This window comes from Pseudomonas sp. NPDC007930 (assembly GCF_042958985.1).
Lineage (GTDB): Bacteria > Pseudomonadota > Gammaproteobacteria > Pseudomonadales > Pseudomonadaceae > Aquipseudomonas.
This window is the reverse complement of sequence record NZ_JBIBKC010000005.1, coordinates 288,303-307,322: the sequence shown is the minus strand read 5'-3', so window position 1 is coordinate 307,322 and position 19,020 is coordinate 288,303. Positions and strand designations below refer to the sequence as shown.

At 65.5% G+C, this 19,020-nt stretch carries 13 protein-coding genes; 4 read left to right on the top strand and 9 right to left on the bottom strand.

Annotation, left to right across the window (positions count from 1 at the left end; genetic code table 11):
* Positions 1 to 15: 15 nt before the first annotated feature.
* The 5 genes from topA to ACFZCE_RS13970 form a co-directional block, all read right to left on the bottom strand.
* On the bottom strand, positions 16 to 2,631 hold the full coding sequence (gene topA, locus ACFZCE_RS13990; RefSeq protein ID WP_390939870.1) for a type I DNA topoisomerase: 2,616 nt from the start codon (positions 2,629 to 2,631) through the stop codon (positions 16 to 18).
* A gap of 97 nt (positions 2,632 to 2,728) precedes the next feature.
* Positions 2,729 to 2,992: a DUF1653 domain-containing protein gene (locus ACFZCE_RS13985; protein ID WP_390939868.1), complete on the bottom strand. Its 264-nt coding sequence runs from the start codon at positions 2,990 to 2,992 to the stop codon at positions 2,729 to 2,731.
* A gap of 105 nt (positions 2,993 to 3,097) precedes the next feature.
* On the bottom strand, positions 3,098 to 4,273 hold the full coding sequence (fadA, locus tag ACFZCE_RS13980; protein WP_390939866.1) for an acetyl-CoA C-acyltransferase FadA: 1,176 nt from the start codon (positions 4,271 to 4,273) through the stop codon (positions 3,098 to 3,100).
* A 29-nt stretch (positions 4,274 to 4,302) separates the two neighbouring features.
* The gene (fadB, locus tag ACFZCE_RS13975; protein ID WP_390939864.1) at positions 4,303 to 6,450 is read right to left on the bottom strand and encodes a fatty acid oxidation complex subunit alpha FadB; all 2,148 of its coding nucleotides are present in this window, start codon (positions 6,448 to 6,450) and stop codon (positions 4,303 to 4,305) included.
* 369 nt (positions 6,451 to 6,819) lie between these two features.
* Positions 6,820 to 7,251, bottom strand: a complete 432-nt coding sequence (locus ACFZCE_RS13970) for a hypothetical protein (protein ID WP_390939862.1) — start codon at positions 7,249 to 7,251, stop codon at positions 6,820 to 6,822.
* A gap of 85 nt (positions 7,252 to 7,336) precedes the next feature.
* Between ACFZCE_RS13970 and ACFZCE_RS13965 the strand changes: the two genes are divergently transcribed.
* On the top strand, positions 7,337 to 7,828 hold the full coding sequence (locus tag ACFZCE_RS13965; protein WP_390939860.1) for a universal stress protein: 492 nt from the start codon (positions 7,337 to 7,339) through the stop codon (positions 7,826 to 7,828).
* A gap of 62 nt (positions 7,829 to 7,890) precedes the next feature.
* Here the strand turns inward: ACFZCE_RS13965 and ACFZCE_RS13960 are convergent, their stop codons facing one another.
* A complete protein-coding gene (locus ACFZCE_RS13960; RefSeq protein ID WP_390939858.1) occupies positions 7,891 to 9,810 on the bottom strand; it encodes an ATP-binding cassette domain-containing protein in 1,920 nt (639 codons plus the stop codon).
* Between the two features lie 199 nt (positions 9,811 to 10,009).
* Here ACFZCE_RS13960 and ACFZCE_RS13955 point away from each other — a divergent pair, with 199 nt between their 5' ends.
* Positions 10,010 to 11,944 carry a transglycosylase SLT domain-containing protein gene (locus ACFZCE_RS13955; RefSeq protein WP_390939856.1) on the top strand — a complete coding sequence of 645 codons (1,935 nt, stop codon included), beginning with the start codon at positions 10,010 to 10,012 and terminating at the stop codon, positions 11,942 to 11,944.
* A gap of 49 nt (positions 11,945 to 11,993) precedes the next feature.
* Here the strand turns inward: ACFZCE_RS13955 and ACFZCE_RS13950 are convergent, their stop codons facing one another.
* The 3 genes from ACFZCE_RS13950 to ACFZCE_RS13940 all read right to left on the bottom strand — a co-directional run bounded on the left by ACFZCE_RS13950 (position 11,994) and on the right by ACFZCE_RS13940 (position 14,966).
* A complete protein-coding gene (locus ACFZCE_RS13950) occupies positions 11,994 to 12,944 on the bottom strand; it encodes a 5-oxoproline transporter, DUF979 family subunit (RefSeq protein WP_390939854.1) in 951 nt (316 codons plus the stop codon).
* Positions 12,941 to 13,663: a 5-oxoproline transporter, DUF969 family subunit gene (locus ACFZCE_RS13945; RefSeq protein ID WP_390939852.1), complete on the bottom strand. Its 723-nt coding sequence runs from the start codon at positions 13,661 to 13,663 to the stop codon at positions 12,941 to 12,943. Before ACFZCE_RS13945 ends, ACFZCE_RS13950 begins: the two co-directional genes overlap by 4 nt.
* A 79-nt stretch (positions 13,664 to 13,742) precedes the next feature.
* On the bottom strand, positions 13,743 to 14,966 hold the full coding sequence (locus ACFZCE_RS13940; RefSeq protein ID WP_390939850.1) for an OprD family outer membrane porin: 1,224 nt from the start codon (positions 14,964 to 14,966) through the stop codon (positions 13,743 to 13,745).
* A 270-nt stretch (positions 14,967 to 15,236) separates the two neighbouring features.
* Here ACFZCE_RS13940 and ACFZCE_RS13935 point away from each other — a divergent pair, with 270 nt between their 5' ends.
* Together ACFZCE_RS13935 and ACFZCE_RS13930 are read left to right on the top strand one after the other, a co-directional pair.
* A complete protein-coding gene (locus ACFZCE_RS13935; protein ID WP_390939848.1) occupies positions 15,237 to 16,130 on the top strand; it encodes a LysR substrate-binding domain-containing protein in 894 nt (297 codons plus the stop codon).
* Between the two features lie 54 nt (positions 16,131 to 16,184).
* The gene (locus ACFZCE_RS13930; protein ID WP_390939846.1) at positions 16,185 to 18,941 is read left to right on the top strand and encodes an ATP-binding protein; all 2,757 of its coding nucleotides are present in this window, start codon (positions 16,185 to 16,187) and stop codon (positions 18,939 to 18,941) included.
* Positions 18,942 to 19,020: the final 79 nt, after the last annotated feature.

The window sequence follows — 19,020 nt, the reverse complement described above, 5'->3', positions numbered from 1 at the left end:
GCTTACTGTTTGACCTTAACGCTTGTCTTCGACCTTCCACGCCCGGCCGTCGTAGAACGCGCGCCAGCCGGTGGGCTTGCCCTCGACCTCGGTTTGCACATATTGCTCTTTGGTTTTGCGGCTGTAACGGATCACCGCCGGGCGGCCGTCTGGGTCTTTGATCGGCGCGTCAAACAGGAAGTGGTACTTCGGGTCGATCTCGTCTTTGTGCGGGATCAGCTCGAGCACCAGCGGCGCGCGGGTTTCGCGGTTTTTCGGGAACTGGCTGGCGGCCAGGAACAGCCCCGAGGCGCCGTCACGCAGCACGTAGGTGTCGTCGACCTTCTCGCACTTGAGCTCGGGCATTTTCACCGCGTCCATTTTCGGTGGCGCCGCTTCGCCGTTGCGCAACAGCTTGCGGGTGTTCTTGCAGTTGGCGTTGGTGCAGCCGAAGAACTTGCCGAAGCGGCCGGTTTTCAGTTGCATCTCGCTGCCGCACTTGTCGCATTCCAGGCTCGGGCCTTCATAGCCCTTGATCCGGTAGCTGCCCTGCTCCACTTCGTAGCCGGTGCAATCGGGGTTGTTGCCGCAAATGTGCAGCTTGCGCTTTTCATCGACCAGGTAGGCGTCCATCGCCGTGCTGCAGATCGGGCAGCGGCGCTTGGTCAGCAGCAGCAACGACTCCGACTCACCCTCGTCGTCGGCGGCGATTTCATCGCCCGGCACCAGGTTGATGGTGGCTTTGCAGCGTTCCTTGGGCGGCAGGCTGTAGCCCGAGCAGCCGAGGAATACCCCGGTGGATGCGGTGCGCACCATCATGTGGCGGCCGCATTCCGGGCAGGGGATGTCGGTCGGCGTGGGCTGGTTGGCGCGCATGCCGTGGGTGCTGTCCTCGGCCGATTCGAGCTTGTGCTTGAAGTCGCCGTAGAACTCGTCGAGCACGTTCTTCCAGTCACGCTCACCCTGGGCGATGTCGTCGAGGTTCTCTTCCATGCCGGCGGTAAAGCCGTAGTCCATCAGGTTGGAGAAGCTCTCGGACAACCGCTCGGTGACGATGTCGCCCATTTTTTCCGAGTAGAAACGGCGGTTGTGCAGCGTCACGTAGCCGCGGTCCTGGATGGTTGAGATGATCGCGGCGTAGGTGGATGGGCGGCCGATGCCGCGTTTTTCCATTTCCTTGACCAGGCTGGCCTCGGAGTAGCGCGCCGGTGGCTTGGTGAAGTGCTGGGCCGGGTCGAGCTTGAGCAGCGTGAGTGCCTCGCCCTGAGCCATGTCGGGCAGCACGTCGTCTTCGCCGGGTTTGCTCTGCTGGGGCTGCACGCGGGTGTAACCGTCGAACTTGAGAATGCGGCCCTTGGCGCGCAGCTCGAAGGCACCGGCGGTCACGCTGATGGTGGTCGACAGGTACTGCGCCGGGGTCATCTGGCAGGCCAGGAACTGGCGCCAGATCAGCTCGTACAGGCGCTCGGCGTCACGCTCCATGCCCGAGAGCTGGGCGGTGGCGATGTTCACGTCGGAGGGGCGAATGGCTTCGTGGGCCTCTTGCGCACCTTCCTTGCTGCTGTACAGGTTCGGCTGCGCCGGCAGGTAGGCCTGGCCGAATTCTTTCTCAATGTAACCGCGGGCCATGGCCAGCGCATCGGCCGACAGGTTGGTCGAGTCGGTACGCATGTAGGTGATGTAGCCCGCTTCGTACAAGCGCTGGGCCATCATCATGGTTTTTTTCACGCCAAAGCCCAGGCGGTTGCTCGCCGCCTGCTGCAAGGTGGAGGTGATGAACGGCGCCGACGGCTTGCTGCTGGTCGGTTTGTCTTCACGCTTGGCCACGCTGTAGCTGGAGGCCTTGAGCTTGGCCACCGCGGCCATGGCTTGGGCTTCGTTGACCGGCTTGAAGGCTTCGCCGTTTTCCCGGGCCACTTCGAAGCGCACCTTGGCCTCGCCCTTGCCGGCAAGGTCGGCGTGCACGTCCCAGTATTCCTGGGGGATGAACGCGCGGATTTCCCGCTCACGCTCGGCGATCAGCTTGACCGCCACCGACTGCACACGGCCGGCCGAGAGGCCACGGGCGATCTTCTGCCACAACAGCGGCGAGACCATGTAGCCCACCACCCGATCGAGGAAGCGCCGCGCCTGCTGGGCGTTGACCCGGTCGATGTCGAGGCTGCCAGGCTGGGAGAAGGCCTCCTGGATGGCTTTTTTGGTGATTTCGTTGAACACCACGCGCTTGTAGCGGGCATCATCGCCGCCGATGGCTTCGCGCAGGTGCCAGGCAATGGCTTCCCCCTCGCGGTCCAAGTCGGTTGCGAGGTAGATGGTGTCGGCATCCTTGGCCAGGCGGCGCAGCTCTTCGATCACCTTCTCCTTGCCGGGGAGGATCTCGTACTGGGCCTTCCAGCCGTGTTCCGGGTCAACGCCCATGCGCGCCACCAACTGGCGGCGGGCCTTCTCCTTGGGCGCCAGGGCCGGCGCTTCGGCGGCGGTCTTGCCTTTTTTGGCGGGGGCCTTGGGCTCTTTCGAGGCACTGGCCGAACCACTGGTGGGAAGGTCTCGGATATGGCCGATACTCGACTTCACCACGTACTGGTTGCCCAAATACTTGTTGATGGTCTTGGCCTTAGCCGGGGATTCCACGATGACCAGCGATTTGCCCATGGATTGGAAAATTCCTGAAAGCTGAAAAAAGAGAGCGGTTAAGCCCTTTGAGGCTCCGCTATATATAGTGGTGACCAGATGAGGTCAAGCGTGATGCTTATGCGCCACTACTGGTGGCAGCCGGCGAAATGAGGTCGAACAGCCCCGGCTGGGCCTGCACCCAAGCAAAGCGTGGTACCTGCTCGCCGTCAACATCGACCGACTCCAGAAACATGCTCAGCGGCCGCACCCACAGCCCAAAATCGCCGTACAGCGCTTGGTAGACCACCACCCACTCTTCGCTTTCGGAATGGCGGGCGGTGCCGAACACGCGGTATTCGGGGCCCTTGTAGTGGCGATAGAGGCCTGGCTGTAGTTGCATGTGGGGCTCCGGCAAAAACGTTGCAAGTTTTTTAACAAGATTTTTAAGATGCCCAAAACGAACGCCGGGGCACAAGACCCCGGCGCTGTTTTCTTCACCGCGGGCTTACACCCGCTCGAACACCGTGGTAATCCCCTGGCCCAGGCCGATGCACATGGTGGCCACCCCCAGGGTGGCGCCCTTTTGTTTCATCACGTTGAGCAGGGTGCCGGAAATCCGCGCGCCCGAGCAGCCGAACGGGTGGCCCAGGGCGATCGCGCCACCGTGCAGGTTGACCTTCTCGTCCATCTTGTCGAGCACCTTGAGGTCTTTGAGCACCGGCAGGGCCTGGGCGGCGAACGCCTCGTTGAGCTCGAGGCAGTCGATGTCGGCGATGGTCAGCCCGGCGCGCTTGAGCGCCTTCTGCGTGGCCGGCACCGGGCCATAGCCCATGATCGAAGGGTCGCAGCCAGCCACCGCCATGGCGCGGATCACCGCCATCGGCTGGATGCCCAACGCCTGCGCGCGCTCGGCAGACATCACGATCATGCACGAGGCACCGTCGGTGATCTGCGAGCTGGTGCCGGCAGTCACGGTGCCGCCCTTGGGGTTGAACGCCGGCTTGAGCGACGCCAGGCCTTCGAGGGTGGTGTCGGCGCGGATGGTTTCGTCGAAGTCGAACACCTTGAGCAGGCCGTTTTCGTCATAGCCTTCCATCGGGATGATTTCATCCTTGAACAGGCCCTCGACGGTGGCCTTGTGCGCCAGTTGGTGCGAACGCAGGGCGAAGGCGTCTTGCTGTTCGCGGCCAATGCCGTGCATCTTGCCGAGCAATTCGGCGGTCAGGCCCATCATCCCCGAGGCCTTGGCCGCGTGCAGCGACAACTGCGGGTTGGGGTCGACGCCGTGCATCATGCCCACGTGGCCCATGTGCTCGACGCCGCCGATCACGTACACATCGCCATGCCCGGTCATGATCGCCTGGGCCGCGGTATGCAGCGCGCTCATCGACGAGCCGCACAGCCGGCTGACGGTCTGCGCGCCCGCGGTGTGGGGGATGCGGGTCATCAGCGAGGCCATGCGGGCGATGTTCCAGCCCTGCTCGAGGGTCTGGTTCACGCAGCCCCAGATCACGTCTTCGACCTCGGCCGGGTCTACCTTGGGGTTGCGCGCCAGCAGTTGGTCGATCAGGTGCGCCGACATGTTCTCGGCGCGGGTATTGCGATGCATGCCGCCCTTGGAGCGGCCCATGGGTGTGCGACCGAAGTCGACGATCACCACATCTCTTGGATTCAGGCTCATATCAGATCTCGCTCTGGTAGTCGGGCGGCTCAACCGAAGAAGCGCTGGCCGTTGGCGGCCATTTCGCGCAGCTTGGCGGTCGGGTGGTACAGCGGGCCGAGCTCGGCGTAACGGTCGGCCAGGGCCACGAATTCAGCCACGCCCAGGGCATCGATGTAGCGCAATGCGCCGCCACGGAACGGAGGGAAGCCAATCCCGTAGACCAGGCCCATGTCGGCCTCGGCCGCGGTTTCGACGATGCCGTCTTCAAGGCAGCGCACGGTCTCCAGGCACAGCGGGATCATCATCCAGTTGAGGATGTCATCGTCGCTCAGCTCGCGCTGTTCGTAGATCACCGGCTTGAGCACTTCGAGCACCGACGGGTCGGCGACCTTTTTCGGCTTGCCCTTCTTGTCGATTTCATAGGCGTAGAAGCCCTTGCCGTTCTTCTGCCCCAGGCGCTTGGCGTCGTACAGCGCGTCGATCGCCGAGCGGCGGTCGTCTTTCATGCGGTCCGGGAAGCCTTCGGCCATCACGTCGCGGCCATGGTGGCCGGTGTCGATGCCGACCACGTCCATCAGGTAGGCCGGGCCCATCGGCCAGCCGAATTTTTCCATGATCTTGTCGATGCGCACGAAGTCCACGCCAGCGCTGACCAGCTTGGCGAAGCCGCCGAAGTAAGGGAACAGCACGCGGTTGACCAGAAAGCCCGGGCAGTCGTTGACCACGATCGGGTTCTTGCCCATTTTCTTGGCGTAGGCCACGGTGGTGGCCACCGCCTGCTCGCTGGACTTCTCGCCGCGGATCACTTCGACCAGGGGCATCATGTGCACCGGGTTGAAGAAGTGCATGCCGACGAAGTTCTCCGGGCGCTTGAGCGCCTGGGCCAGCAGGCTGATGGAAATGGTCGAGGTGTTGGAGGCGAGGATGGTGCCCTCCTTCACCTGGGCCTCGACCTCGGCCAGCACCGCTTGCTTGACCTTCGGGTTCTCGACCACCGCCTCGACCACGATGTCGACATGGCCGAAATCGCCGTAGCTCAGGGTCGGGCGAATGGCGCTGAGGCCTTCGGCCATCTTGGCGGGGGTCAGGCGGCCCTTCTCGACCAGCTTGCCGAACAGCTTGGCGGCCTCGTTCAGGCCCTGTTCGATGCCTTTTTCGTTGATGTCCTTCATCAGGATCGGCGTGCCCTTGGACGCCGACTGGTAGGCGATGCCGCCACCCATGATGCCAGCGCCGAGCACCGCGGCCTGCTTGACCTCACCGGCGAGCTGGTCGAAGGCCTTGGCCTTGCGCTTGAGCTCCTGGTCATTCAGGAACAGCCCGATCAGGCTGGCGGCGGCCGGCGTTTTGGCCATTTTCACAAAGCCCGCGGCTTCGATTTCGATCGCCTTGTCGCGGCCGAAGGCGGCGGCCTTCTGGATCGACTTGATCGCCTCGACCGGCGCCGGGTAGTTCGGCCCGGCCTGGCCGGCGACGAAGCCCTTGGCGGTTTCGAAGGCCATCATCTGCTCGATGGCGTTGAGCTTGAGTTTTTCCAGCTTCGGCTGGCGCCGGGCCTTGTGGTCCAGCTCGCCGGCCATCGCCCGGCCGAGCAGGTCGAGGGCGGCGCTGCGCAGCAGCTCGGGGGCGACCACCGCATCCACCGCGCGCACCTTGAGGGCGTCGTCGGCGCGTTGTTCCTTGCCCGCGGCGATCCATTCGATGGCGTTGTCGGCGCCGATCAGCCGCGGCAGGCGCACGGTGCCGCCAAAGCCTGGGTAAATCCCGAGCTTGACCTCGGGCAGGCCGATTTTCGCGGTGCTGGCCATGACCCGGAAGTCTGCCGCCAGGGCCATTTCCAGGCCGCCCCCGAGGGCGATGCCGTTGATCGCGACCACGGTGGGCACGGGCAGGTCTTCGAAGTCGCTGAAGATACGGTTGGCTTCGAGGTTGCCGGCCAGCAGTTGCTCGTCGGGCAGTTGGAAACTGACCACGAACTCGTTGATGTCGGCGCCGACGATGAACACGTCCTTGCCGCTGGTCACCAGCACCCCGGCCAGGCCCGCATGGGCCTTCAGCGTATCGACGGCCTGGCGAAGCTCGCCGAGCGCCAGGCGGTTGAATTTGTTGACGGATTCGCCCTTGAGGTCGAACTTCAGTTCGACGATGCCGCCTTCGAGCGCCTCGAGCGTGATGGCTTTACCTTCGTAAATCATCAACTGATCTCCAGATGGAAAACGTGATTGGGCCCCGACCAGGCCGCAAAGGCCCGCCCGCCGGGGCAAAGCGGGCCGTGATGGCGGGCAAACGCCCGATTCATACGCCCGTTTGATTGGGTGCACACACCTTCAGCGAAAAGCAGAAAATTGTCAATCAGGCACAATGGCCGGCGGATGAGGCATTTTTCTGACAGGAAAAGCGCCCGCCCTACTCCCGAGCTTTTCAGTTAAGCCGCGAATTGGCCAGCCGTATATTGATAGCAAAAATGATGAGGTTTTTAAGGCTGGGCGGCGTATCATCGCGCCAACGTTTTCCGGCCTGCCTGGCCAACCCCGGCCCGATCCTTGCGATCGGGCTTTTTAATTTCAGGCCACGTTCAGGGCGCGCAACGCGGCATTGACCTGGGCGGCCTCGCCGCGCTCGCCCCAGTAGGCGGCAATCAGTTGCCCCTGGGCCTCGACCTTCCAGACGTCCGCGGGCAGCGATGTAAGAGCCTGCAACAAAGTTTCATCTTCACAGGGCTCACGCCACTGGTTCACCCATTGGCCCGGGCTGGGCTGCCAGTAGCACCACTGCCGGGCGCCGGCCGGGCGCGGCAGCGCGTATTGCGGGCAGGGCTCGGGCGGCGTGGGCTGCATCCAGTGCGGCCAGGGCTGCGGCATGAGCTGCATGGCCAAACCCAGCCGCCGCGCTTCCAGGCGCGCGGCAATCCGCCCGCTCTGCCGGCGCGACGGTTTCAGCCAGGCCAGCGGGCTGAGCATCAGCGCAATGATTGACAACGCTATCAATACCGTCATATCTAACTAGCCACGCAAAAGGGTGTCAAAACACCTGTACAGATAACGACCATACTTAACTCACGCCATTGCTGGAGTACTTGCCATGTCCTATCAACACATTCTGGTCGCCGTAGACCTGACCGAGGAATGCGACCCGGTCGTCAAGCGCGCCCGCGCGCTGGCAGAAGGTACCGGCGCCCGGTTGTCGCTGGTGCACATCGTCGAGCCGATGGCCATGGCCTTCGGCGGCGACGTTCCCATGGACCTCTCGCAACTGCAACAACAGCAATTCGACCAGGCCAAGGAGCGGCTGGAAAAACTCCTGGCGAAATTCCCCGGCCTGTCGCGCGACGACGCCCACCTGACCTACGGCCAGCCTCGCCAGGAAATCCACACCTTGGCCAAGGACAACGGGATCGACCTGATCGTGGTCGGCAGCCATGGCCGCCACGGCCTGAAGCTGTTGCTCGGCTCGACCTCCAACGACGTGCTCCACGGCGCCCCCTGCGATGTGCTGGCGGTGCGCTTGAAGGAAGCCAGCGCGGCGGAAAAAGCCAAGCCGCAGGATGATATTCCGGGCAGCACGGCGTTCTGATCGAGGGCCCTAGGCCCGGCGCTGCGGGCCTCCCACGAGGGTGAGTGGGAGGCCCGCTGCCTTCAGCTATCGAGCTCAGCCCAGCGCTCTACCAGCCCATCCAGCTCAGCCTGCAGTTGCTCCAGGCGCGCCAGCACAGCGGTGGTTTCCGCCGCGGGGCGTTGGTAGAAGCCAGCCCCGGCCATTTCAGCCTGAACCGCGGCGATCTGCCCCTCTACTGAATCGATCTGCCCCGGCAACGCCTCCAGCTCACGCTGCAGTTTGTAGCTGAGTTTCTTCTTCGGCTCCGCTGCCGCGGCCACAGGGGCTGGCGCGGGCTCCACCGGCGCGACCACGGCGCTGTTCAACTCGGCCTTGCCGCTTTTGTTTTCCTTCACGCCCAACAGCTTGGGCGAACCGCCCTGGCGCAGCCAGTCGTGGTAGCCGCCGACATACTCGCGCACCGCGCCGTCGCCTTCGAACACCAGGGTGCTGGTGACCACGTTGTCGAGGAAGGCCCGGTCGTGGCTGACCATCAGCACGGTGCCCTTGAAGTTGGCGAGCACCTCTTCGAGCAACTCGAGGGTTTCAACGTCGAGGTCGTTGGTCGGTTCGTCGAGTACCAGCAGGTTGGCCGGCTTGCTGAACAGCTTGGCCAGCAGCAAGCGCGCGCGCTCGCCCCCAGACAACGCCTTGACCGGCGTGCGCGCGCGTTGCGGGCTGAACAGGAAGTCGCCGAGGTAGCTGAGCACGTGGCGGCTCTGGCCGTCGATCTCGATGAAGTCGCGGCCTTCGGCGAGGTTGTCGATCACGGTTTTTTCGAGGTCGAGCTGCATCCGCAACTGGTCGAAGTAGGCCACTTCAAGCTTGGTGCCGACCTTGACCGAACCGTTGACCGGCTCCAGGTCGCCGAGCATCAGCTTGAGCAGGGTGGTTTTACCGGTACCGTTGGCGCCAAGCAGGCCGATGCGGTCTTCGCGCTGCAGCACCATGGAGAAATCCTTCACCAGCATCGGGCCGCCGGGGTGGGCGTAGCTGACGTTTTCCAGTTCCATCACCTGCTTGCCGGATTTATCGCCCATGCCCAGCTGGATGTTGGCCTTGCCCTGGCGTTCGCGGCGCTCGCCACGTTCGACGCGCAGCGCCTTGAGCGCGCGCACGCGCCCTTCGTTGCGGGTGCGGCGGGCCTTGATGCCCTGGCGGATCCACACTTCTTCCTGGGCCAGGCGCTTGTCGAACAGCGCGTTGGCGGTTTCTTCGGCGGCCAGTTCGGCTTCTTTGTGCACCAGGAAGCTGGCGTAATCGCCGTTCCAGTCGATCAGGTGGCCGCGGTCCAGTTCAAGAATGCGCGTGGCCAGGTTCTGCAGGAAGGAGCGGTCGTGGGTAATGAACAGCACCGCGCCGGTAAAACCGTTCAGGGCTTCCTCGAGCCAGGCGATGGCGCCGATGTCCAAGTGGTTGGTGGGCTCGTCAAGCAGCAGCAGGTCGGGCTCGCTGACCAGCGCCTGGGCCAGCAACACGCGGCGGCGCCAGCCCCCAGACAGCTCGGCGAGGGTTTTCTCGGCCGGCAGTTGCAGGCGGCTCAGGGTGCTGTCTACCAGTTGCTGCAAGCGCCAGCCGTCACGGGCCTCGAGCTCGTGCTGCACTTCCATCATTTCGTTGAGGTCGTCGTCGGTGACGATGTTCTGGCTCAGGTGATGAAAACGCGCCAGCAGTTCGCCAACCCCGGCCAGGCCCTCGGCGACCACGTCGAATACCGTGCGGTCGTCTGCCCGCGGCAGCTCTTGCGGCAGTTCGCCGATTTTCAGCCCCGGTGCCCGCCAGATCTCGCCGTCGTCGGGCTTCTGGTCGCCGCGCACCAGGCGCAGCATGCTGGACTTGCCGGTGCCGTTGCGGCCAATGATGCACACCCGCTCGCCGCGGGCGATTTGCCAAGACACCTGATCCAGCAACGGCATGGCGCCATAGGCAAGCGAAACGTCGCTGAGTTTGAGCAAAGTCATGAGATTCTCCAGAAACCGGGCGCGCATTCTAGCCGAGTTGGGCCGCCCGTTGGGCACCGCGCGTGCCAAACATCCGGTTACCGTTATATACACCCCGGAACGCTTTCACCCCGCACCCCCAACCCGCTAAGCTAGCCGGCATCGCGCGGCCCTTTATCTTTTTACCTGCCGCCTTCACCCGTATTGCTCCGGAAGTCTCATGCGCAGTCGACTGTCCCGTTTCGCTTGCTGTGCCTTGTTGTTTTCAGCGGTTGCCTCCAGCGCCACCCAGGCCGCCGACCTCGCCACCCAACGCCAGCTCTACGACCAGGCCAAAAAAGCCCTGGCCAATGGCAACAGCGCGCCGTACTTCCAGGCCCGCACGGCCCTCGCCGACTACCCGCTGGAGCCCTACCTGGCGTACGACGAACTCACCGCGCGGCTGCCGGCGGCGAGCAACCAGGAGGTCGAAGGCTTTCTCGCCGAACACGGCGACCTGCCCCAGGCCAACTGGATGAAACTGCGCTGGCTGCGCCTGCTCGCCGACCGTGGCGAATGGCCAACCTTCGAGCGCTACTACGACGCCAAGCTGAACTTCACCGAGCTCGACTGCCTGCACGCGCAGTACCAGCTCACCCAGCCCAGCCAACGCGCCGAGGCCTACGCCAACACTGAAAAACTCTGGCTCAGCGGCAAAGACCGCCCCAGCACCTGCGACGACCTCTTCACCCGCTGGGCCGGCGAAGGCCAACTGACCGAGCAAAAACGCTGGGAACGGGTCAAGCTGGCGGTGCAGGCGCGCAACTTCAGCCTGGCCAATAACCTCAGCAAGGGCCTGGTCACCCTCTCCAACCAGGGCCGGCTGCTGCTGAACGTGGCGCAAAAGCCCGAGCTGCTCAACCAGCCGGGGCTGTTCCAGCCGGTCGATGAGGCCATGGGCGATGTGGTCAGCTACGGCCTGCGCCGCCTGGCCAAGCAAGACCCTGAGCAAGCCATGGGCCTGCTCGATGGCTATGCGGCGAACATGCACTTTTCTGTGATGGAAAAGGTGGCCATTGCCCGGGAAATCGGCCTCACCCTGGCGCGCCAGTACGACCCGCGCGCCCTCGACCTGATGACCGCCTACGACCCGGGCCTGAAAGACGACACCGTCAGCGAATGGCGCCTGCGCCTGTTGCTGCGCCTGGGCCGCTGGCAGGATGCCTACAGCCTCACCCGCCAGTTGCCGCCGTCGCTGGGTGAAACCAACCGCTGGCGTTACTGGCAGGCGCGCAGCCTGGAGCTGGCGCAGCCGCAAAACCCGCTGGCCCAGCAGTTGTATCGGGCCTTGGCCAAGGAGCGCGACTTTTATGGCTTCCTCGCCGCCGACCGCGCGCAAGAGCCGTACCAACTGGCCAACCGCCCACTGCCGCTGACCCAGGCCACGGTCACCAAGGTGCGCCGGGCCCCGGGCATCCGCCGCGCGCTGGAGTTGTACGAGCGTGGCGACGTGGTCGCCGGGCGCCGCGAGTGGTACCACGTGACCCGCCTGTTTAGCCGCGACGAAATGGTCGCCCAGGCCAAGCTGGGCTACGACCTGGGCTGGTACTTCCCGGCAATCCGCACCATCAGCCAGGCCCAGTACTGGGACGACCTGAACATCCGCTTCCCGATGGCCCACCGCGACACCCTGGTGCGCGAGTCGCGCCTGCGCGGCCTGCACGCCAGTTGGGCGTTCGCCATCACCCGCCAGGAAAGCGCCTTCATGGACGACGCCCGCTCCAGCGTTGGCGCCATGGGCCTGATGCAACTGATGCCTGGCACCGCCAAGGAAACCGCGCGCAAGTTCAGCATCCCGCTGGCCAGCCCGCAGCAGGTGATCGACCCCGACAAGAACATCCAGTTGGGCGCGGCCTACCTGAGCCAGGTGCAGGGCCAGTTCAACGGCAACCGGGTATTGGCCTCCGCCGCCTACAACGCCGGCCCCGGCCGGGTACGGCAGTGGCTGCGTGGCGCCAACCACTTGCCGTTCGATGTGTGGGTGGAGTCGATCCCGTTCGATGAAACCCGGCAGTACGTGCAGAACGTGCTGAGTTATGCGGTCATTTATGGCGAGAAGCTCAATACACCGCAGCCGATCGTGGAGTGGAACGAGCGGTTTTTCGATGATCAGTAAAGGCTGAGGGCCCTTCGCCCGGCACTGCCGGGCGAAGGGCCCCAACACCTCACATCAACCCATACAGCAACACCACGTTCACCACCAGCATCGCCAACGCGGTGGGCACCTGGGCCTTGATCACTGCGTACTTGTCGGGCAGTTCCAGCAGCGCCGCCGGCACGATGTTGTAGTTGGCCGCCATCGGCGTGAGTAGCGTGCCGCAGTAACCGGAGAACATCCCGATAGCGGCCATCACCGCCGGGTTACCGTGGAACACCCCGACCAGAATCGGCACCCCCACCCCGCCGGTCATCACCGGGAAGGCGGCAAAGCCGTTGCCCATCACCACGGTGAACAGCGCCATGCCCAGCACGTAAACGATCACCGCCACCAGGCGCAGGTCCATGTCGATGTAGGCTGTGGCCAGGTGCGCCACCGCCTTGCCGACGCCGGCGTCGTTGAACACCAGGCCGAGCATCGCCAACATTTGCGGCAACACCAGGGCCCAACCCAGGGCTTCGGTCAGCCGGCGTGATTCGCGCATGGCCTGCACCGGGGAGTCGCCGGTGGTGCGGCAGGCCAGTGCCAACGCCAGCACACTGGCCACGCCCAGCGCCACGAAGGTGGCGTTGGCCGGGTCCAGTAGGGCCAGCGGGCCGATGTGCACGCCCTTCAGCCCCAAGGCCAGTGCTACCGTCAGCAGCGGGATGGCCAGCGCCGGCACGAACAAGCGGTTACCCAGGCGCTGGGCGCTGGCCTGGCGCGCGCCATCGGCCAGTGCGCGGTGGCGGCCTACGCCCACGCCACCGAAGCCGGCCAGCGCCGCCAGCAGCAACACGCCCACCCCCACCAGTAACGGCGGCAGGCGCTCACCCACCAGGAACGCCACGGCAAACAACGCCCAGAACAGCCCGCTGGCCCAGCGTTTGGGGTGGCTGCGGTCGAGCAGGATCATCCCGGCGGTGATGGCCAACACCACGCCGGCCAGCCAGTACAGGTATTGAATAGACAGGATCATGGCGCGGTAACCTCCGAGGTGCTGGCGGCCGCGGCCTGGTGATGGCGGGCGAGGTAAGCGTCTAGCCGCCACAAGCGCAGGCTGTGGATGATGAACACGCTGATCGCCGTGGGGATGCCCCACACCGCGATGTGCAGCGGTTCGACGTCGATGCCGGCGCCGAGCAGAAAGGTGTGCATCAGGGCGATGGCACCAAAGGCGACGAAGATGTCTTCGCCAAAGAACAACCCGATGTTGTCGGTGGCCGCGCAGAACGCCAGCAAGCGCTGGCGCACCGGCCCCGGCAGCGGCCCGTGGCGGCTCACCGCGGCGCCTTCGGCCATCGGCGCGAGCAGCGGGCGGACCATCTGCGGGTGGCCGCCCAGGCTGGTGAGGCCCAGCGCGGCGGTGGTTTCGCGCACGAACAGGTAGCCGATCAACAGGCGCCCGGCGGTGGCACTGCGAAAGCGGCCGATCCAGCGCTGGGCATGGTCACGCAGGCCGTGGCGCTCGAGCAGGCCGATCACCGCCAGCGGCAGCAGGATGATCAACGGCAGGGTGCGGGTTTTGATAAAGCCGCTGCCGATCGCGGCGAGCAGCGTTTCGAGCGGCATGTGCGCGGCAACGCCGGTCACCAGGGCGGCCAGGGCCACCACCAGCAGCGGGTTCAGGCGCAGGGCGAAACCGGCGATGATCGCCGCCACGCCGAGCAGCGGCCAGAGGTTCAGGGCATCTTGCATGGTCAAGGTCTCGTATGGGCACTGAGGTAAGGGCACAGAGGTAAAGGCACTGTGCTGGGCTAGCAGTGATCGTGCCGGCCTACCACAGCGGCACGCTGTAGCTCACGATCAGGCGGTTTTCGTCAAGGTCGTTGCCGAAGTTCGAGCGCACCGTGGCGTTACGCCACTTCAGCCCGAGGTTCTTCAGTGGCCCGCTCTGGATGACGTAGCCCAGGTCGGTGTTGCGCTCCCACTCCTTGCCCTGCCCCGGTGCGCTGCGCTCGACGTTGTCGCCACTCACGTAGCGGGTCATGAAGGTCAGCCCGGGCAGGCCCAGTGCGCTGAAGTCGAAGTCGTAACGCAGTTGCCAGGAGTGCTCGTCAACGTTGGCGAAGTCGCCGATTTGCACGAAGTTGACCAGGTACGGGTCACTGCCGCTGATGTACGGGAACGGGTCGGCGCCGCTCATGCGCTGGTAGCCCGCGCCGAAGGCATGGCTGCCCAGGCTGTAGGTGAGCATGGCGCCCAGGGCGCGGTTGTCGAGGTCACGGAAGTTGCCATCTTCACGGCTGCTGGCGTAGCGCAGGTCGGTTTTCAGCGCCTGGCCGGGGGCCACCGGCAGGTTCCATAGCAGCCCGCCGTAATACTGCTGGTACACGCCGTCGAGCTTGGCGTAACGCAGGCTGGTGGTGAGCTGGCGGGTCAGCGCGTAGTCGCCGCCGGCGAAGTCGAAGCCGTTGCTCTGGCCGCCGATGCGGTTGGCGGTCATGGCAGTGAAATCGCTCGAGCTGTTGGCCTTGATGCGGTCGATATGGCCGCCGATCAGCTTCAGCCCGGTGATGTCCTGGGAGGTCACCAGGCCTCCGCGGAAGGTTTGCGGCAACAGGCGGGTGTCGTTCGAACTGATCACCGGGTCGCGGAAGAACAACGTACCCACCTTGAGTTCGGTGGCGCCGACCTTGGCCTTGGCGGTCAGGCCCAGCTTGCTGTATTCATCCTGCGAACCGCCGGCGCCGAGGTCGGCCGGCAATAGCCCGGTACCGGCGGTGCCACTGCCCGAATCCAGTTTGAGCCCGAGCATGCCCAAGGCATCCAAACCAAAGCCCACGGTACCCGCGGTGTAGCCGGACTGCAGGCGCAGCACGAAGCCCTGGGCCCACTCCTCGGCTTTGTCGCGGGCGCCGCTCTGGCGGAAGTCACGGTTGAAGTAGAAGTTGCGCAGCTCCAGCTGGCCTTGGCTGCCTTCGATAAAGGCGGCCTGGGCGTGCTGGCACAGCAAGGCGCCGGCGCTGAGCGCGGCGAGGTTCAGGTGCGTGCGTTTCATCGAGGTGTCCCGTTCACGGGCGCCCGCGGCGGTTCGTTCGCCGGCGGTTGGCAGAGCGCGATTGTTGTTATGGGCCGGCGTAGTGCCGGCCTCGGGCCTGGTCTATGGGTAGCGAACCACCCGCCTGCCTCTGACCGGGCCATTGTTCAAATCCGTAAGCGGCGGCGTCCAACGAGAAAAATGCCGGGCACCCCATAAGAAAAACTTGAACCGGGCTGGCACGCGAGGTGCTAAACCTTGCACCTGGATTGCACTGGATGGGTGGTGGCGATGAACCTGAAATTCCTCGAAACTTTTGTTTGGGTGGCGCGGCTGAAGAGCTTCCGCCTCACCGCGGAAAAGCTGTTCACTACCCAGGCGTCGATCTCCAGCCGCATCGCCGCGCTGGAAGACGAGCTCGACGCCCGCTTGTTCGTGCGGGACTCCCGCGGCGTGGCGCTCACCCCCGAAGGCCAACGGGTGCTGGAGTACGCCGAGCAAATGATGGCCACCATGGGCGCGCTGAAGAACGCCTTGCGTGACCCCCGCCTGGCGCGCCGCCACCTGCGCATCGGCGCGATGGACACGGTGATCCACACTTGGCTCAGCGCGCTGGTGCGGCGCATCAGCGAGACCTGGCCGGCGCTGGAGATTGAAATCACCGCCGACACCGCGCTGAACCTTTGCGACCAACTGGAAAAGGGCTACCAGGATGTGATCTTCCAGACCGACATGGTGCGCCTCGATACGGTGCGCAACGCCCTGTTCGGGCGCTACCCGATGCACTGGGTGGTGGCACGCGGCACCGCGCTGGACCGCCCCTTCGCCTCACTGCAAGAACTGGCCGCCGAGCGCATCGTGACCTTCTCGCGCAACTCCCGGCCGCACCAGGACCTGCTCAACCTGCTGCACGAGGGCGACGTGCTGGCGGCGCGCATCAGTTGCGTGAACTCCGCCTCGGCGATCACCCGGCTGATTCGCGACGGCTTCGGTGTGGGCTCGTTGCCACTGGCGCTGGTGCCGATCGAAGCCGCCGCCGGCGCGCTCACGCTGATCGAGGGCGTCAGCCCGCCACCGCCGATGGACATCGTCGCCTCCTGGCGGGTGGGGTCGGGGATCGAACTGGCCGAAAGCGTGGTGGAAATGGCCCGCGAGGTGGCACTGGCCAGTGGTGTGCAGCCCTGAGCCTGGCGTTAGAATGCTAGGCTGCGGCCCATGGGCCAGGGCTGGGGACAGGCAGTGTTGAGAAAACTTGGAATCCGCGGGCGGGTGATCCTGCTGGCGATGCTGCCGGCCAGCGGCATGGCGCTGGTGCTGGGCGGGTACTTCACCTGGCTACAGCAGGGTGAACTGCGCGCCGAACTGCTGCGCCGCGGGCAACTGGTGTGCGAGCAACTGGCGCCGATGGCGGCCACGGCATTGGCTGGCAACGACACCCGGCGGCTCGAGCGCATCGCCGCCGAGGCCCTGGAACAACAAGATGTGCGCAGCGTGTCGTTCCTCGCCGGCGGCCGCGCGCTGCTGGCCCACGCCGGGCCGAGCATGCTCAACGCCATGCCCGATGGCGACGGCGCGCACTTGCAGCAGGTCAGCGGCAACGATGCCACCCGTTACCTGCAGCCCGTGTATGGCCGCCACCGGGCGCTGGCGGGGGTAGACGTACCCGACGAAGACGACCGCCTGCTGGGCTGGGTCGAAGTGGAAATGTCGCACACCAACACCCTGCTGCGTGGCTACCGGATGATGTTCGCCAGCACCCTACTGATCGGCGCCGGGTTGTTGCTGATCCTGCTGGTGGCGCTGCAGATCGCCCGCAGTATTTCCCTGCCCCTGGGGCGGATCAAAGCCGCCGTGGCGCAGATCCAGGACGGCAAGCTAGACACCCACCTGGCGCCGATGGGCAGCCAGGAACTCGACGCCCTGGCGTTCGGCATCAACCGCATGGCGGCCACCCTGCGCGAGGCCCACGAAGAACTCCAGCACAGCGTTGACCAAGCCACCGAAGACGTGCGGCAGAACCTCGAAACCATTGAAATCCAGAACATCGAGCTGGACATGGCGCGCCGCGAAGCGCTAGAGGCCAGCCGGATCAAATCGGAGTTCCTGGCCAACATGAGCCATGAAATCCGCACCCCGCTCAATGGCATCCTGGGCTTCACCCACCTGTTGCAGCGCAGCGACCTGACCCAGCGCCAGCAGGATTACCTCGGCACCATCGAAAAATCCGCCGACAGCCTGCTGGGCATCATCAACGAGATCCTCGACTTCTCGAAGATCGAAGCCGGCAAGCTGGTGCTCGACGCCACCCCCTTCAACCTGCGCGACCTGCTGCAAGACACCCTTACCATCCTCGCCCCGGCCGCCCACGCCAAGGGCCTCGAGCTGGTCAGCCTGGTGTACCGCGACACCCCGTTGGCGCTGGTCGGCGACCCGCTGCGGCTGAAGCAGATCCTCACCAACCTGGTGAGCAACGCGATCAAGTTCACCCGCGAGGGCACCATCGTCGCCCGCGCCATGCTCGAAGACGAAACCGACGACACCGCGCAACTGCGCATCAGCGTGCAAGACACCGGCATCGGCCTGGGCGCGCAAGACATCCAGGCGCTGTTCCAGGCCTTCAGCCAGGCCGACAACTCGCTGTCGCGCCAGCCTGGCGGCACTGGCCTGGGGCTGGTGATCTCGAAGCGGCTGGTGGAGCAGATGGGCGGCGAGATCGGCGTCGACAGCACCCCGGGCGAAGGCTCGACGTTCTGGTTCAGCGTGCCGCTGCCCAAGGCCAGCGAAGACGCCGAAGACCTGCCGCCGGCCGCCTTGGCCGGGCGCCGGGTGGCGCTGTACGAGCCCCACGACCTGGCCCGCCAGGCGCTGGAACACCAGCTCGAAGACTGCGCCATGCAGGTGACCGCCCTGCCCACCCTGGAACGCCTGGCCGACAGCGTGGTGGCGGCGTTCGAGGCCGGCCAGCCGTTCGAGCTGGCGGTACTGGGGGTGCGCGAGGCAGACATCACCGCCGAGCGGCTCAAGGCTTACCTGCGCGAGCTCGACGCCCAGGGCTGCCAAGTGCTGGTGCTGTGCCCCACCAACGACCTGGCGGTGTTCCACCCGGTCGTACCGGACCCACACAACCAGTTGCAGCCCAAGCCGCCGTACAACCGCACCCTGCGCCGCACCCTCTGCGCGCTGGTCAACCGCCTGCACCCCGGTGGCGGCAGCCTGCCGGCCAGCAGCGACGACAGCCGCGCGCCGCGCATCCTCTGCGTGGACGACAACCCCGCCAACCTGCTGCTGGTGCAAACCCTGCTCGAAGACATGGGCGCCGAGGTGGTGGCCCTGGACAACGGCCGCGCCGCCGCCCAGGCCGCCCAGCGAGGCGGCTTCGACCTGGTGCTGATGGACGTGCAGATGCCCGACATGGACGGCTGCCAGGCCACCGAGGCGATCCGCGCCTGGGAAAAGGAACAGGCCAGCGGCGCGCTGCCGATCGTCGCGCTGACCGCCCACGCCATGGCCAACGAAAAACGCGCGCTGCTGCACAGCGGCATGGACGACTACCTGACCAAGCCGATCAGCGAGCGGCAACTGGCGCAAACCGTACTGAAATGGACCGGCCTGGCCCTGCGCGCGCCCGGCCATGGCCGCGAGGAAACCGACGCCGGCGCCGCCGAAGAGCGCGTGCTCGACCACGACGAAGGCCTGCGCCTGGCCGCCGGCAAGGCAGACCTGGCCGCCGACATGCTGGCCATGCTGCTGGCGGGGCTGGACGACGACCGCCAGGCCATCGGCCAGGCCCGCCACAATCAGGACCAGAACGCCCTGATCGACCGGGTCCACCGCCTGCACGGCGCCACTCGCTATTGTGGCGTGCCGCAGTTGCGCGGCGCCTGCCAGCGCAGCGAAACCCTGCTCAAACAGGCCAGCCCGGCCGCGGCCCTGGCGCTGGACGAACTGGACCAGGCGATCGTCAGGCTGGCGGAGCATGCGCGGTTCAATGCGTGATCGGCGCCTCGGCCCTTCGCCTGGCCCAGCCGGGCGACGGGCCCACAGGCTGTGCTAAACTGCGCGCCCCTTCCGGAGG